The sequence below is a fragment of the Cognataquiflexum nitidum genome (assembly GCF_022538055.1).
Taxonomy (GTDB): Bacteria; Bacteroidota; Bacteroidia; order Cytophagales; family Cyclobacteriaceae; genus Cognataquiflexum; species Cognataquiflexum nitidum.
This window is the reverse complement of the sequence record NZ_JAKZAM010000020.1, coordinates 26,393-42,974: the sequence shown is the minus strand read 5'-3', so window position 1 is coordinate 42,974 and position 16,582 is coordinate 26,393. Positions and strand designations below refer to the sequence as shown.

14 protein-coding genes are annotated in these 16,582 nt (G+C 41.4%); 4 read left to right on the top strand and 10 right to left on the bottom strand.

What is annotated here, in order from left to right:
* Positions 1 to 213 precede the first annotated feature (213 nt).
* On the top strand, positions 214 to 2,010 hold the full coding sequence (locus tag MMU07_RS13985) for a hypothetical protein (protein ID WP_241126495.1): 1,797 nt from the start codon (positions 214 to 216) through the stop codon (positions 2,008 to 2,010).
* A 135-nt stretch (positions 2,011 to 2,145) separates the two neighbouring features.
* On the opposite strand, the gene MMU07_RS13980 is transcribed toward MMU07_RS13985, so the two are convergent.
* Entirely contained in the window at positions 2,146 to 2,793 is a 648-nt protein-coding gene (locus MMU07_RS13980) for a class I SAM-dependent methyltransferase (protein ID WP_241126494.1), read from the bottom strand.
* Positions 2,794 to 3,094: 301 nt separating this feature from the next.
* Between MMU07_RS13980 and MMU07_RS13975 the strand changes: the two genes are divergently transcribed.
* Positions 3,095 to 4,540: a PhoPQ-activated pathogenicity-related family protein gene (locus tag MMU07_RS13975; RefSeq protein ID WP_241126493.1), complete on the top strand. Its 1,446-nt coding sequence runs from the start codon at positions 3,095 to 3,097 to the stop codon at positions 4,538 to 4,540.
* Between the two features lie 105 nt (positions 4,541 to 4,645).
* Here the strand turns inward: MMU07_RS13975 and MMU07_RS13970 are convergent, their stop codons facing one another.
* Positions 4,646 to 5,494 carry an OmpA family protein gene (locus MMU07_RS13970; protein WP_241126492.1) on the bottom strand — a complete coding sequence of 283 codons (849 nt, stop codon included), beginning with the start codon at positions 5,492 to 5,494 and terminating at the stop codon, positions 4,646 to 4,648.
* Positions 5,495 to 5,620: 126 nt separating this feature from the next.
* On the opposite strand from MMU07_RS13970, the gene MMU07_RS13965 reads away from it, so the two are divergent.
* A complete protein-coding gene (locus MMU07_RS13965; protein WP_241126491.1) occupies positions 5,621 to 6,748 on the top strand; it encodes an aldose epimerase family protein in 1,128 nt (375 codons plus the stop codon).
* A 464-nt stretch (positions 6,749 to 7,212) separates the two neighbouring features.
* Here MMU07_RS13965 and MMU07_RS13960 read toward each other — a convergent pair whose 3' ends face one another.
* Genes MMU07_RS13960 through MMU07_RS13950 form a run of 3 tightly spaced genes read right to left on the bottom strand, consistent with a single transcriptional unit; the run spans position 7,213 to position 10,054 of the window.
* Entirely contained in the window at positions 7,213 to 8,613 is a 1,401-nt protein-coding gene (locus MMU07_RS13960) for an NAD(P)(+) transhydrogenase (Re/Si-specific) subunit beta (RefSeq protein ID WP_241126490.1), read from the bottom strand.
* On the bottom strand, positions 8,610 to 8,927 hold the full coding sequence (locus MMU07_RS13955) for an NAD(P) transhydrogenase subunit alpha part 2 (RefSeq protein ID WP_113924364.1): 318 nt from the start codon (positions 8,925 to 8,927) through the stop codon (positions 8,610 to 8,612). The genes MMU07_RS13960 and MMU07_RS13955 overlap by 4 nt, the downstream gene beginning before the upstream one ends.
* 2 nt (positions 8,928 to 8,929) lie before the next feature.
* The gene (locus MMU07_RS13950) at positions 8,930 to 10,054 is read right to left on the bottom strand and encodes a Re/Si-specific NAD(P)(+) transhydrogenase subunit alpha (RefSeq protein WP_241126489.1); all 1,125 of its coding nucleotides are present in this window, start codon (positions 10,052 to 10,054) and stop codon (positions 8,930 to 8,932) included.
* 344 nt (positions 10,055 to 10,398) lie between these two features.
* Here MMU07_RS13950 and MMU07_RS13945 point away from each other — a divergent pair, with 344 nt between their 5' ends.
* Positions 10,399 to 11,178 (top strand): polysaccharide deacetylase family protein, encoded by a 780-nt coding sequence (locus MMU07_RS13945; RefSeq protein ID WP_241126488.1) that lies wholly within the window; start codon positions 10,399 to 10,401, stop codon positions 11,176 to 11,178.
* Between the two features lie 156 nt (positions 11,179 to 11,334).
* On the opposite strand, the gene MMU07_RS13940 is transcribed toward MMU07_RS13945, so the two are convergent.
* The 5 genes from MMU07_RS13940 to MMU07_RS13920 all read right to left on the bottom strand — a co-directional run bounded on the left by MMU07_RS13940 (position 11,335) and on the right by MMU07_RS13920 (position 16,257).
* Positions 11,335 to 12,525, bottom strand: a complete 1,191-nt coding sequence (locus MMU07_RS13940; RefSeq protein ID WP_241126487.1) for a hypothetical protein — start codon at positions 12,523 to 12,525, stop codon at positions 11,335 to 11,337.
* A 10-nt stretch (positions 12,526 to 12,535) separates the two neighbouring features.
* Positions 12,536 to 13,360: a type 1 glutamine amidotransferase gene (locus MMU07_RS13935; protein ID WP_241126486.1), complete on the bottom strand. Its 825-nt coding sequence runs from the start codon at positions 13,358 to 13,360 to the stop codon at positions 12,536 to 12,538.
* A gap of 96 nt (positions 13,361 to 13,456) precedes the next feature.
* Entirely contained in the window at positions 13,457 to 14,566 is a 1,110-nt protein-coding gene (locus MMU07_RS13930) for a carboxylate-amine ligase (protein ID WP_241126485.1), read from the bottom strand.
* Positions 14,567 to 14,569: 3 nt separating this feature from the next.
* Complete coding sequence (locus tag MMU07_RS13925) at positions 14,570 to 15,526, bottom strand: ATP-grasp domain-containing protein (protein WP_241126484.1); 957 nt, start codon at positions 15,524 to 15,526, stop codon at positions 14,570 to 14,572.
* 17 nt (positions 15,527 to 15,543) lie between these two features.
* A complete protein-coding gene (locus tag MMU07_RS13920; RefSeq protein WP_241126483.1) occupies positions 15,544 to 16,257 on the bottom strand; it encodes an alpha/beta hydrolase-fold protein in 714 nt (237 codons plus the stop codon).
* Positions 16,258 to 16,582: the final 325 nt, after the last annotated feature.

Here is a 16,582-nt window from a genome sequence, read left to right as displayed (position 1 = left end):
GGTTTGAGGGGATGCCATGTCTTTTTTCGATCATCTGTAGGTTCACTCAAGAATTATAATAGTTTACCTGGTTTATAAGAACTGTTTTTCTTTTTCCCTGACCAAAATCATATTGTCTAATGATGGAGGTTTCCTAATTGGCTTTTCAATGCATTTAGCTTTGCCAGCTTCATATTTGTACTAAGTATAAAAAAACCGATCAAGCTCACGCATATGTTCAATTCCCCGACAACCGCACATAGTTTCCATATCCCGGTCATGGGATTGGGTTTTACAGCTGACACTCCGATGAAAGTTGCCAAATACGGGATTTCCTCCGTGGTCTCCATCATGGATGACCATATGTTGGAAGACCTAAGGCGCATTTACAGCAGAAAGCTGCAGATTCCTTACCTGCCGATCACCGACAAAACCGATGATTCCCGTGCCAACAGGATCAAAGCTTACCTCAATTTAGCACATGATGCTGTCAACAAACAAATGGAGGATCTCAAATCCCAGTCATTTGAATACAGTATTGCTATCAATGAATATTTCACTTTGTTGCCCGAAAGTCATGGTCTATATGTTCTTTATGAAAAAATGAAGCAGGAAGTGGGAGAAGCCAAAGAAGCCATCCAAAGCAGGTTGAAAGCGGCTATTTCCCCTGGGAAAATCGATGTCAACATCATGACCAAAGTAGACAAAATCAACTTTGACAAAGAAGGAAATGAACTGTCGAGAGAATATTCAGATGCCCTTTCTGCCCTTAGGGGATTTGCAGAAAGTGACCTGGAATCTTCGGTCGTGTTTTCTGCCGGGATGAATCCTGCACTGTATGGCTATGCTGAGCAGTTTGCTGATTTCTTTCCTGACCTAAATGGAAAAATCAAAAAAGGCATCATCCTCAAAGTCAGCGATTATCGTTCGGCTTTGATCCAAGGTAGATTTTTGGCCAAAAAAGGATTGTGGGTTTCTGAATTCAGGATCGAATCGGGACTCAACTGCGGAGGTCATGCCTTTGCCACTGACGGATTATTGATCGGTCCGATATTGGAAGAGTTTAAAAACAACAGAGCGGAATTGAGACAAATATTGTTTGATACCTGTCAAAAGGCTTTGACTGACAAGGGAAGTCACCTGCTCTCAGAGGATATCATGCCAAAGATCACCTACCAAGGTGGTATTGGTTCTGCAGCAGAGGACAAATTCCTGATGAATTATTACCAACTAGACGGTACCGGTTGGGGAAGCCCTTTTTTACTCGTACCCGAAGCGACAAGCGTGGACAAGGATACCTTGGACAGGTTGATCCAATCCCGGAAATCGGACTATTACCTGAGCCATGCATCTCCTTTGGGTGTTCCTTTCAATAATCTCCGCAGCAGCAGCGGGGAGGAACAGCGGATTTCGAGGATTCAAAAAAACAGGCCCGGAAGTCCTTGCTACAAAAAATTCCTGTCTTTCAGCACAGAGTTTTCTTCCAAACCGATCTGCACAGCTTCACGGGAATACCAAAACCTCAAGTTGAAAGATTATGCGGAGGGAAAAACATCACAATTGGAAATGGACGAAGTTTTGGAGAAAGACTGTCTTTGTGAGGGTTTGAGCGCTTCGGTGATTTTGAACCAAGGTGAGGAGCCAAGAAGAAGCCTAAAGGCGGTGACAATTTGCCCAGGACCTAATCTGGCGTACTTTAAAGGGGTTTTTAGCCTAAAAGAAATGCTTGACCATATCTATGGCAAGGTCAGCATTGCCCTCGATCCCGAAAGACCGCAGGTTTTTGTGAAAGAGCTACAGCTCTACGTCCAACACCTTCAGCATGAAATCAGCAAATCGCTGCCTGAAAAAACACAGAAGTTTGAGACCTATGTGGAAAAATTCAAAACCAACCTGTCTCAGGGAATTGCTTATTACCAGGATTTGATCGCCAATTTCCCGATTGACACGGAAGAAGTGATGGGAAACATGAAAGTTCAACTGCAAGAACTGAAAGATAAAATCAGAGGCTTGGAACTTGCAAAAGTTTAAGAAAAAATAGCGAAGGATCAATTTGTCCGATGATGTTTTTCTTTAGTGAAGAAGTATAGGGGGCAGCAGCTCCCTATTTTTTTTAAATAGTCAATTATTTGTTTGGACATGGAAAGTTTCAAATGGAGGAGTTAATCAGTTCTGATTTAAGGGCGATTGGTTTTTAGACCTTTTTAAAATCGCAAAATGTATAAAGTTGCCTTGCGCCGCCGGGGGTGATATGGTCGGTTTGGAGGCAATTGTTTTTTTAAAATAAGGTTTGAAAACTGCGGCTAATTGCTCCATGGAATATTGCATGACAGGCAGTCCGCTACAATATGTAGGGCCTTGGTCAGAGAAAGTACCTATAAGCATCAATCCACCTTTGGTTATTGAATGATTGGCTATTTGTACATATTTCTCTATTTCATCGTAATCGCGTAAAAAGTGGAACGCAGCCCTGTCATGCCAAACATCATATTTTTCTTTGGGACGGAAGTGTAGGATATCGGAATTGATCCAAGTTACTTTTGAAGCGTTTTTATCCAATCTCTCTTTTGCTTTTTCAATGGCTCTTCGGGATAGATCCAGTACATGTATATGTGCAAAATCCAAATCTAAAAGGTGGTCAACCAAATAACTATCCCCACCGCCAACATCTATAATTTTGGCAGCTTTTGGAATTTCAGATGCTTCAAAGAAGGCGAGTGAAACGGTCGGGGTTTTCTGATACCAACCCACCTCAGAAAAATTCTTTGTTTGGTAAATATTCTCCCAATGCTGCTTTTTGTCAATATCTGTCATGATTGGATATATCTAACTTATGAGTATTTTTTATCTCACTAAATTAATCAAAAGTCTGAAAAAACCATTTTATGTTTTGTAATAAAAATTAATTAGGTAAAATAAAAACTTACATAGTTGCATTGACTGGTTGATAATTACCTTAGTAAATAGTTAAATCGTTTCACTTACATGTCTTGAATGATTTTCCAAGCACCAAATAATCTCTATCTGATTGGGATTTGAATCGATAATGATTTCAAATATTGTCTTTTTATTGATTTTGCTTACCTTTTGGTAAATCAACCTAATAAAGATACCAATGAACCAAAGATTAACTAAAATTATTTTGAAATCATTAGCCATTTTTATGATTTTTTTGACAGGAAGTAGCTGTCAGACCAAGCAAGATGAAGGTGTCGGCATCTCTGAAAAATCCGATACACTTCTCCATGATTATGTGCATGCCGTTGATTCTACTTTCAGGTATGAAACCATACATAGCTCAGAAGGTGAAGGGTATGATTACCATGTGATGAAGATGCATTCACAGCATTGGCTTACCAAAGACATTGTAGATGACACTGAATGGTGGCATTACGTCTCGATGGTAGTCCCAAAAGACACACCCTATGAGACTGGTATGATGTGGATTGGTGGAGGAAGTAAAAATTCTAAGTTACCTACAGAACCGGATGATTTGGTTTTAGCGGCCGCCACGCGGACCAATTCAATTGTGGCACAGATTCACAATGTGCCCTTTCAGCCAATCGTATTTGCCAATGATACTTTCGGTGAAAGGTATGAGGATGCGATCATTGCCTATGGCTGGAGAAAATTTATGGAAGGTGGTGCCAAAGATGAAGATGCCTATTGGCTGGCGCGTCTACCAATGACCAAAGCCGTCAAATTGGCGATGGACGTGGTTACGGAAGTAGCCCAAAAACAACACAGTAAAAAGGTAGATAAATATGTGGTAGCGGGTGCTTCAAAAAGAGGATGGACGACCTGGACTACAGCTGCTGTGGATGAGAGGGTAGTTGCGATGGTTCCCATTGTTATTGACCTTTTGAATATTGTACCATCTTTTCAGCATCATTGGAGAAATTATGGATTTTGGGCGCCGGCAGTTGATGACTATGTGAGGGAGGGAATTATGGATTGGCAAGGGTCTAAAGAATACGACAGGCTTTTGGAAATCACCGAACCTTATTCCTACCTTGAAGATTATGACATGCCAAAACTGCTGATCAATGCAGCGGGAGATCAGTTTTTTCTCCCCGATAGCTGGAAGTTTTATTGGGATAGCTTACAAGGAGAAAAGCACATCCAATATGTTCCCAACTTTGGACATGACCTGAGTGAGTCCGATGCCTTACCCAATATGATTGCTTTTTATGCTTCTGTTTTGAATGATACTCCGCGCCCAAAATATGACTGGAAAATCCAAGGACAAAAAATATTGATCACCACAGATCCCAATGAGAAACCTGCCTCCATCAAACTTTGGTCTGCCCTCAACGAGGAATCACGTGATTTCAGAATTGATATATTGGGTCCAAAATGGACTTCTTCAGAAATCCTGATCAATGAAAGCGGCCGATATGAGGTCGAAATTCAAGAGCCTGAAAAAGGTTACAAAGGGTATTTTGTTGAACTTACCTATCCGGGACAAGCCCCTATCAAAGTTACTACCGGGGTGGAAGTCTTACCAAAAAACTATCCATTTGAGCCTTTTGCATCCAAAGAACCAAAAGGAGCTATGTAAAAAAAAATAATGATGGAAATGTGAAATTCTATTCCAAAAAAAGCCGGGAATTTTCCCGGCTTTTGAATTTTTATTATGGTTTCTGGTTTAGTTTTTTTGAAAATCTCAATTCTCAATCATGGCAAAGAACTTATCCATATCAGGTATGAGAACGATTCTGGTCCTTCTGTTTTTGGCCATGTTTTCTTTGCTGTCGTTTTCTACTAAAGGTATGTAGCTAGCTCTACCTGCAGCGATCATTTTTTCAGGTGCCACCTTGTATTTGGTTTCTAGTATCCTTACGATAGAAGTTGCTCTCTTGACACTTAGATCCCAATTGTCCTGGAGTACACCGGTCTGGATTGTTCTAGGGTCAGTATGACCTTCGATCATCACCTCAAGAGAAGGTTCTGAGTTGATGACTTCGGCTAATTTTTTGAGCAAGCCATCAGCATTTCGGGATACCTGATAGCTACCTGTATTAAATAAAAGTCTGTCAGATACATTGATCATTACGACTGTTTTGTCTACAGTGATCTGAATGTCATCATTTTGCTCGGCTGTACCGTCAGTAATGGATTTTTTTAGGTTGTGGGAAATCGCCACATTGATGGAATCTTCCAGGTTGTTTGCTCCCTCAAGTTCTGCAGCAGATACATTGGCCAAAGTTGCATTGAGTTTTCCTCTAGTGTCATTGGACATGGGAGTTTTTCCATCCAAATTGAATTTAGAGTCGCTTTCTTCTTTCAATGAATTGATTCTGCTATTGTACTCAGCTACGCGGGCTTCGATTCTTCCCATTTTATCTTCCAAAACTTGTTTTTCAGCTTCTAAAGCTTCTTTTTGCTGACGTGTCTCTGCCAAAGCAGCTTCGGTTTGGAATTTGTCGTTCTGAAGTTGGACGTATTTCTTTTTGGAAACACAGGATACACTTAAAGTGGCTACAGCCAATGATAATAAGATGATTTTTTTCATAGTTGGAACAGTTTTTCTACCTTACTTCCAAAAATGAAGCCACTGAAAATGCTGTGATTGATTTTCACCTAAAATAGAGCTCATTTTCTGGTATTTAGTTTTATATTACCTAATAAACCCTCCAAAATGAAAAACTTAACCTATTTATTCACTCTCATCTTATTTTATAGCATTATTTCCTGCCAAGCCCCAAAAGAGCAAAAGGTGGAAGAACAAATCAAATTTGAAGTTATGGTAAAAAATATCCAAATGAATGGCAAAAATGCCGAGGTCTTTAACCTAAAAAACGGGAATGGCATGGAAGTAGAACTGACCAACTACGGGGCGACGATTTCAAGGATATTTGTGCCTGACCGTGACGGCAATTCAGGAAATGTCATGCTTACTTACAATAAAGTAGAAGATTTCGTCACAGACAGTTACTTTTTTGGCGCGACAGCAGGAAGGTATGCCAATAGAATCGCCAAAGGAAAATTTGATTTGGATGGGCAGACATATACCTTGGCTACCAATAACGGTGAAAACCACCTGCATGGAGGAGAAGTCGGTTTCAACCAAAGAATCTGGGACGCTGAAATGCTTGAACTCGAAGATGCTGTGGGAGTCAAAATGACTTATGTCAGTGCTGATGGCGAAGAAGGCTATCCCGGAACTTTGACTACGACGATGACTTTTATTTTGGCCAAGGACAATAAACTATCCATTGACATCGAGTCAAAGACGGACAAACCGACTGTCGTCAATATCACGCAACATGGATATTTCAACCTGAGCGATATGAAAGAGGATATTCTTGGACACGAGATGACCATTTTTGCCGAGAACTATACACCCGTGGATGCCGGTCTGATACCGACAGGAGAGATTGCGCCTGTGGCGGGTACTCCTTTTGATTTTACTACCCCACACAAAATCGGCGAAAGAATTGCCGATACAGGAAGCGGCTATGACCATAATTTTGTCGTGAAAAAAGAACACGATGGCCAGCTTACCAAAATGGCGGAAGCCTATCATGCAGGTACAGGAAGGGTCTTTACGATGTATTCCAATATGCCCGGTGTGCAGTTTTATACAGGAAATTTCCTGGATGGCAAGCAGACTACCAATGGAGTGACTTACACCAAAAACTATGGTTTTTGCCTTGAGCCTCAGTTTTTTCCCGATTCTCCAAACCGCCCTGATTTCCCTACAGCAAGGTTGAATCCGGGAGAAACTTACAGCCATAAGATCGAATATGTTTTTGGGGTTAGGTAGATCTATTTATTTTGGTTGTCCGCTACTTTGCCAGGAGGCCAATAATCTTCCACAAACGGGTTGGAAGACGGAAGTCGGAAGACCGATGTACCGTCCATTATGGTTTCCGGCCATGCTTTAAATTGGAAAATCATTTTACTGAAATCAATGCATATATGCATATTTTAGTAGAATTAGATCAAATCATCTAAACTGCTTTCTCTTCGCTGATCTAATTGGGAAGAAAAGGCAGTTTTTTTTAAGAATTTTGATTAGCCAAAATGCTTGTTTCAATTTTCTCTAGGAAATTTTGATTAGCCGATGGGTTTTTCTTATTAGTCTAAAAGCAAAAAGCCCAAGCTTGTTAGCGAGGGCTTTTTTGTCTTCATGAAGTAAGAGGTTTATTTTAAATTCTGATTTCAGTTATTAACCCAGCAGAGATTAAAGAATTGCAAAAAATCTGTCATCCGTCATCGGACAATTTTTTACACTTCTTTCACCTCAGCAGTTAGTTTTTGTAGTGTGGCTTTTGCATCTCCAAAAAGCATTCTGGTTTTTGGATAGAAGAAGAGTTCATTTTCTATACCGGCATAACCTGCCGCCATACCTCTTTTGAGGATGATTACATTTTTGGCTTGGTCGACTTCGAGGATTGGCATGCCATATATCGGAGAGGAAGGGTCATTCTTGGCAGCTGGATTGACCACGTCATTGGCCCCAATGACCACCACCACGTCTGTGTTGGCAAACTTGGAATTGATCTCTTCCATTTCCTGCATCCTTTCATAAGGTACATCAGCTTCCGCCAAAAGCACGTTCATGTGGCCGGGCATACGTCCCGCCACCGGATGGATGGCATAATTGACTTCAACTCCCTTTTCCTCCAATAATTTTTCGAGTTCATGGCAAATATGCTGCGCCTGTGCTACTGCCAATCCGTATCCCGGTACGATTACAACACTTTGTGAATAGGAAAGCAATACGGCTGTATCCGAAATATTGATTTCTCTTACGGTTTGGTCTCCGCTTGCTGATTTCGCTCCTCCTGCGGCTGCTCCTCCAAAAGCTCCAAGCAATACATTGGTCAAGGACCTGTTCATCGCTTTACACATGAGGATGGTCAGGATTGTTCCTGCCGAACCGACCAAAATACCTCCTGTCAGCATGGCTTTGTTGCCATAAAGGAAACCCCCAAAAGCCGCAGCCATGCCTGTAAATGAATTCAATAGGGAGATCACAACCGGCATGTCTGCACCACCTATTGGCATTACAAACAAGACGCCGTAAACCAAGGCAATACCAAGAAGGACATAGAATAGAAGGGGGTCAGAACCGCTTACCATTTGGTATACGATCAATACCACAATTGCTCCTAACATGACCATGCTGATGACTTGGTTCAGCGGCAATACTTTGTCCTGGATTTTTCCTTCCAGTTTGCCGTAGGCAATAATAGAACCGGAAAATGAAACCGAACCGATCAAAAGGCCCAAAAGCATCACCAACAGTTCCCCATCAAAACCGGTTACGGTACTGTGCTGATGGTGTTGGAATTCGATGATCGCGATCAAAGCCGCGCAGGCACCGCCCATCCCGTTGAAGAAAGACACCATTTGGGGCATGGAAGTCATTTGAACCTTTTTTGCCATGATGGTTCCGATGACGGTTCCGATGATCAATCCCAGGAAGATCAACCCGTAATTGATCAATTTTCCCGAATCATAATCCTGATATAGGGTGATGGTCGCAATAATGGCGATAAGCATGCCGGCAGCCGCGATGAGGTTTCCCTTTCTAGCTGAATCCGGATTGCTGAGCATTTTCAATCCCAAGATAAATGTCAGGGATGCGATGAGGTAACTGATTTCTAGTATGTTGAGCGTCATGATTTCTTAGGTTTTTTCTTGAACATCTCTAACATTCTGTCGGTAACCACAAATCCACCGATGACATTCAATGTGCCTACCAATACAGCCAAGAAGCCGACTGACAAAGCGAGGTAATTGTCGGGAGAAGCCTGAAGCATGACAATGATGGCACCTACCACTACTACTCCGTGTATCGCATTGGCTCCGGACATCAAGGGGGTATGAAGGATAGCTGGGACGTTGGAAATCACTTCCACGCCCAAAAGGATGGCTAACAGCAGGAAATAAACCATCTCCATATTTTCGCCTATATAACTTAACACTTGTTCCATGGTCAGTTGTTTTGCATTTGAATAATTCTTGGACTGATCGGGTTGCCTGCATGACAGACACAGGTGCCTGTGACGATGTCATCTTCAAAATTAAGGTTGATGTTTCCGTCCTTGATGATCAATTTGAGAAAGTTTAGGTAATTTTTGCCATACATCTTGCTTGCATCCTGTGGCATGCTTGATGCGAGATTTCCAACTCCAACGATGCGCACGCCGTTGATTTCCACAGTTTGATCCGGTTGGGAAAGCGCACAGTTTCCGCCTGAGGAAGCAGCAAGGTCAATGATCACCGAACCCGGCTTCATAGCCCTGACGGTTCTTTCTTCTACCAATTGAGGCGCTTTTCTTCCAGGAATCTGGGCTGTAGTGATGATGATATCTGCCTTGGTGGCATGTTCATGGATGGTGTCTTTTTGTTTTTGGATGTACTCCGGAGTTTGTTCGACAGCATATCCTCCCGCTCCTTTGTCCTCCTTGGCGCCTTCGACATCGACAAATTTGGCTCCCAAGGAAAGCACTTCCTCTTTAGCCGCCTGCCTGACATCGAATGCAAAAACAGAAGCTCCCAACCTCCTTGATGTAGCGATGGCTTGCAAGCCCGCCACACCGGCACCCAAAATCAATACCCTCGCAGGCGTGATACTTCCTGCGGCAGTCATAAACATCGGGAAGAACCTGGGAAGAAGATTGGCAGCCATCAATACTGCTTTGTATCCGGTTACAGTGGCCATAGATGAAAGCACATCCATGGATTGAGCGCGGGTTGTCCTCGGAACCAACTCCATACTGAATGCAGTTTTTTTCTGTTGGATTAGGTAGGAGGTAAGTTCTGGGTTGAAAAGAGCACCCATTTGCCCCATCAGGATGGCTTCAGGTTTCAAGGCTGTAATTTCTGTTTGGGAAATTGGTTGGATTCCGATCACAACATCTGATTGTGACAGAATCTCCTCTCTGCTGTGGATTTCTGCGCCGGACTCTTTATAAAGTTCATCCGATGCATAGGCTCGCGCGCCTGCATTTGTTTCTACCCGTACCGAGACTTTCCAGCTGATGAGAGTTTTTACCGCTTCAGGCAAAAGAGCTACTCTGGACTCGTCTTGGGGTTCTTTTAAAATCCCTATTATCATTGGTTGGAAATGTGATTGCGGTAAATATATGCTCAAAAGATTTAAAGACATGAAACTATCAAAAAGATTCTAAAAATAAAGTGATTTTAAACAGATGGTGTTTCTTTATTTTGAATTATTCAAATTTATTGGAATATTGTGTGAAATCTCGCGAGTAAATTGAAATCACCCCTAAGCAATCGTTCACCTTTCACATGTTTTTAGGCCTAACCGGATACCATAAAAAAGGACATTCATCTAATTCAGATCAATTTAAACCATAGTTAATTTTCTGTTCGGTGCCAATTGGACCGAGAAGGCTTTTTGGAACAAACCCAAAAGGCAAAAAACAAGCCCTATCTCTCATGAAAACAAAACGAACCTTTTTAGGCCTTTTTATGGCTTTTCTTCTTTCTTTTTATCAGGAATCGTTTTGTCAAAACCAATATTTGTATGACGGGATCGTCAGGGGTGATAAGTCTAAAAAACAGGTTTCCTTGGTTTTGACAGGACATGAATTTGCGGAGGGAGGTTGGGATATTTTAAAGACCCTAGAAAAAAACAAGGTGAAGGCATCGTTTTTTTTCACAGGGGATTTTTATAGGAACCATGAGTTTGAAAAACTTATCAAAGCCATCAAGTACCACGGTCATTTTCTTGGTGCCCATTCCGACAAACATCTTCTATACTGTTCTTGGGAGGATAGAAGTCAGCTTTTGCTAGATAGGTATACATTTTCGAAGGATCTGTTGGACAATTATGAAGAGATGAAAAGATTTGGAATTGAGCAGGAAAACACCATTTATTTTTTACCTCCATATGAGTATTACAATGAGAGAATCAGTGAATGGACTACGAAGCTTGGTTTTCAACTGATCAATTTTTCATCGGGAACCAGGACCCAGGCAGACTATACAGAACCAAGTATGTCCAATTATATCAGTTCAAAAGAGATTTATGAAAGTATCTGGGAATATGAGGAGAAGAACCCCGAAGGATTAAATGGTTTTATCCTCCTGATGCATGTAGGCGTTGGAGAAAAGCGGACGGACAAGTTTTATAATTGCCTGCCCCAACTGATAGATAGACTTAAAAAATCAGGCTACCAGATTGTTCCTCTTGAGACATTGCTAGGAAAGCAATAGCTTTTATTTTTTATGAATATCCGCAATGTTGCCGGTTGGGCTATAGGAGGTTGTATCGAATACGCTTCCTCTTCCACAGACGACAGTCCACCGGGTGTTTAATGGCTCCTCCAACAAATGATTGTTTGGCTACGTGCAAGAAAGCGGATACACATGTTATTTTTCAAGCAAGCCTATCGTTCCGCCCACCCAATCTTTGTCCTTGTTAAATTTGACACCTATCATCTCCCCGCGGCTAAGCCTTACAAGGTTGCCGATCAGGGTAGGGTTCTCGTTTTTCTCAGGCCATACTGCCAACATGCGAATCTCTGCTTTCACTTTTCCTTCAATGGCTTGGAGAACAGGAACATACTTTGCTTTTTTTTGAAGGATAAAGAGGTCTTTGTCTTTTACTGCTTCAACATCCGATTTTTTGACATTAAAAATCACGCCGCTGCCCGAAAAAGAAAACAATGGCTTTAAGACGTAATTTTCCAGATCAGCGGGGATTTCCTTCAACTCGCTCAATAAAGTGGTCTCAATGAAATAAGGCCCTTTCAGGTAAGGAAGGATAAATTTACTGATGCGGTAAAACCAATTTGGGTGTCCTGCCCATTCCACATCCAGCTCCTCCAAAAATGAGAATTGCATGTTCAAGTCTTTCCTGGCCTCAAGCTCATCGAAAATCACCCTGTTATAAATCCTTTTGACTTGGATCTCAACACCTTTTGAGTTGGTGTAAAAAAGTTGTTTTCCTTTTTTGATAATTTCTGTAACGCAAACAAATGGAACCCCCAAATCCTTTTGGCAATAGTAAAAATCAATTTTTGTATTTTGCTTTTCAGGTTCGATCTCGAGCAGGATGACCTCCTCAGGATTATGCCCGTTTAGGATTGTTTCTTTGAGAATGGTCAGGTAACCTTCAGCATCCAAACCGTTGAAATATGGTGTGAATTCAGAGAGGTAGGGATAGGACTTCTTTATTTTCTCAAAGAGATTGTATTGAAAGTTAAACACAGATGGAAATCCCTGCACTTCGATTAATTTGGGAATGATCTTTCCATCCTCTTCGCAGATGCCAAAGTCGATGGCAAGAAATTGAGTGTGTTGGTCTTGATTTGGCACATTGAAATTGAAGCTCAGCGATTTTTCAGTCAAAGAATTGAAATCCTCCCTCTTGATAAAATCGACTACATGTTGACAACCTTCAATTAGCTGTTCTTTGAGGTTGTCAGGAATAAAAAAAGGAGACTCAGCTACCCTGAAGGTCGGTAAATAGTCAAAGTCAGAGGCAAGGTCATCCAAAAAAGCTTGGTATTTTTCCACATTGAAGTTTAGGTTGAAAAACTCCCGGTGCTGCTGAATCATAGGAAAATAATTAAATAAATATCGCTTGTTGTTCTTTGATAAAACCGATCGATTGACTCAGAAAGTTTGCGATCAGGGTTTCGTTTGTTTTATAGATTGTATGCTCTTCGACGATATGTTCGAGCATGGCGAGGTACCTTGCTTTACCCCTCAGGTCAATGATTTCATCCCGTACTTCATGTTTTTTGAGGTGGCTCAAAAAACCGACGGGGTCAGCTTCAGGGTGGAATTGAGTTCCGACCATTTCCGGTGAAAATCTGATGGCCATGATGGCTCTTTCATACTCTACATGGTTTCGGATTTTTTCAAGTGCAATGATTTCAGCACCCAGTTCTTTGAATTTTTTCTGATGGGCTTGCACCACTTGGTAATCTCTGGAATCTATAGCCCAAAATGGATTGTCCAATCCTTCGAATAGCGGATCTGTCATCCCAGATTCGGTTTTATGGATGGTCATTACCCCAAAAGAGGTGGATTTTCTCCTGGTTACTTTAGCAAGCCCAAAATGCTGTACTGCCATCTGATAGGAATGACAGATGAAAAGAACATATTTTTTTCTTTCGTTTGTTCTATTCCAAACCCAAATATCATCGATCAGTTGGTAGTATTTTGTGTCCCAAACACCATCCCCCTCAAGGGGATTACCCGGGCCTCCTGAAGAAATATATAGGTTGAAGTCTTCTATGTTTGGAACATCAGCATTTTGTCTGACATCAAAAACCTCAAGACTCAGCTCATCTGCAAACCTCCCAACGATGTCATGAATACAGCGCATGCCCTGATTTGCTTTACCATTGTACATGTCCAAAACAGCAACTTTGATTTTTTCTTGCATGGTGATTTTTTGATTTTGAGGCCAAGAGGTAAAGAATTTCTAAAGTTGGGTGGGGAAAAAAATATTTCCCCACCTCTAATCAAAAGGACTGTAGGATCAAATTCCTTTTGTGAATTCTCCCACGATGAAGTCCACGACTTTGGACAGATCATGGTTATTTTCTTCAAAAACAGCCAATTGCTTGTCCGCTCCTGTGCCGTTTTTGAGAATTTCATACACATAATTGATTTCCTGCCTGCTGCCAAGCTCATCGACTACATCATCAATAAAGTCCAAAAGCTCCACTATCAATTCCTTATAAGCCACTTCTTTTTTCTGACCAAAGTCAATCATCAACCCATCTGTACCATACCTTGCTGCACGGAATTTATTTTCCCTGATCAAGGCTATCCGGTATATGTTGAAGCTTGTATTCATCATGCTCATTTTGTAGAGCTTGGCCACAACAGCTTGGATCAATGCTGTGATGCAGATCGTTTCGTCCACGGTCAGACACATATCGCAAATCCTAAATTCGATCGTGCTGAAGAAAGGATGCATCCTCAGGTCCCACCATATTTTTTTTGGGTTATCGATACAGTTTGTTTTGACTAAAGTCTCCAGAAAATTGTCATAAGACTGCACCGAATCAAAATATTCAGGAAGTCCTGTTCTGGGGAATTTTGCAAAGACGTGCGCTCTGAATGCTTTGAAGCCTGTGTTTCTCCCTTCCCAAAAAGGAGAGTTGGTCGAAAGGGCGTAAATATGCGGAAGGAAATAGCATGCCTGATTCATTATTTGAAGCGCTAGTTCCCTGTTTTCTATGCCCACATGCACATGTAGTCCAAAAATCAAATTGGACCTAGCAGTATCCTGCAGTTCATTGACGATCATGTGGTACCTTGGGTCATCAGTAATCGGTTGTTCCTGCCATTTTGAGAATGGGTGGGTTCCAGATGCCCCGACTATTAGGTTTTGTTCTGCAGCAAGATCCACGATTTTCCTTCTCAGGTAAGAGACTTCATTTCTGGCATCGGCAATGTTTTGACAGATATTGGTACCAACTTCTACCACAGATTGATGCATTTCGGCCTTTACCTGTTCTTTGAGAATGATTTTGGCACCATCTACAATTTTGGACATGTGGGATCTCAGGTCCCTGGTGTTGGGGTCGATGATTTGATATTCTTCTTCGACTCCTAAAGTAAATACAGGTAACTTTCTCATATATCAGAATCTTTTTGCGGAGCTGACTGCATTTTTCATAAAAGTCCCCCAAGTGAGGTTAACCTGACCGGGTTTATGTGATTTGGCATAGGCAATCGCCATTTTTGCAGCTTCTTCCACTACCCAATCAAAATTCGCTTGACCTACTGAGTTGATATCTGCATCAGGTGCAGGATTTCCAAAATCAATGGCATAAGGTACACCGTCCTTTACAGCAAATTCTACGGTATTGAAATCATAGCCCAATCCTTCACAAAGTTTGATGGTGTAATCCTTCACTTTTGCCAATAGTTTTTTACTGGCAGGAGGTCCATCGACCACATAGCGGAGATGGTGCGGATTGCGCGGTTCATACTGCATGATTCGGACCGCTTTGCCCCCAAGGCAATACACCCTGAAATATTCCTGAAATACGATTTCCTCTTGAAGCAACATGACCAATTGGCCGGTTTCCCTGTGTTTTTGGAAAAATTCCTCTTTGTTTTCTAGGCGATAGACATTTTTCCATCCGCCACCAGCGTAGGGTTTCATATAGGCAGGAAATCCTACATAATCAAAAATCCCCTGCCAATCGAGTGGCATTTTTAAGTTTCTGAAGGACTTGGCTGTGGTATCTGTGGGATGTTCTGCAGAGGGTAAAATCACAGTGTTTGGAAGAGGGACTCCCAATTGATCCGCAAGGGCATTGTTAAAAAACTTATCATCAGCACTCCACCAAAAGGGATTGTTAATGACTGCCGTGCCCGTCAAGGCGGCGTTTTTCAGATAAGCCCTATAAAAAGGAACGTCCTGAGAAATCCTGTCAATGATGACAGCATATTCAGAAAGTTGGTTTTGGATTACCTTATCGATCAAAACAGGTTCTGCAACAATTCCTTTTTCATTTTTTTCATTGACTCTTTCGACAAATGCATGGGGAAAAGTGTCTTCCATGCCAAACAGAATTCCTATCTTTTTCATATATGGTTGGTATTTGGTTAATTGAACTTGATTCTTGATAAATAGTGGGGGAACATCTCCTTCCAGATCGGCCAATCGTGATGCTTATCCTTCCGCACATCCAGCCAATGTCGAATTCCCTTACCTTCCAACACATCACTGAGTCTGATATTGGCATCAAAGCAGATGTCCCAATTGGAAGTACCGAGCACGATGTCCATTTTCCACAAATCACCGTCATGGTTGCCAGGTAAAAACTCTAAGGGCGAATTATAAAATATATCACCGTGATTATATCCATCCATAAAATTACGGATTTCAAAAGCTCCCGACATTGAAAACATATGGCTGACAAAACCTGGATACCTGAATGCAAAATTAGCAGCATGGTATCCACCAAAACTACAGCCGGCTACTACCACTTTGCCGATGGCGGTATTAAATCTGATTTTCTCTACTATCTCGTGGCGGATCATGTGGTCATAGGCAATGTGGTTTTGGATCCGTTGATTGGGATGGATTTGCTTGTTGTAAAAACTGTCCCTGTCATTACTTTCCGGACAGAATATCTGCACCAGGCCTTGTTGGATAAACCAACTTGCCGAACCTATCAATCCCATGTCTCTGTTTTCATGGAACGATCCCATAGAAGTCGGGTACAATACAATAGGATATCCCGCATGACCAAAAGTGAGCATTTGAACGTCTCTATGCAGATGGGGTGAGTACCACTTAAAATATTCCTCTTTCATATACCAAAATTTTCTTATCTGAATAAAAATAGTCCCCTTTTGGGGATTCACAAAAAAATATGGTTAAAGTTTTCGGGACCTGATTCAAATAAATAATTTACCCTGCATAATTTACATTTTACGAAACTTGCGGAGGTAAATAAAGAGGTCAAAAAACATTAGAATTTTGGAAAAATATGGTTAGCGTGATTTTAAGGAATCATATTTGTCCATTCAATTTTACCTTTTCAATAATGTAAATCATGCTTTCTAAAAAGGCTTACTTTTTTCAGGCATCATAAAAAGATTGGTCAGGAATTTATTCTATAAATTAAATCATCCTCTT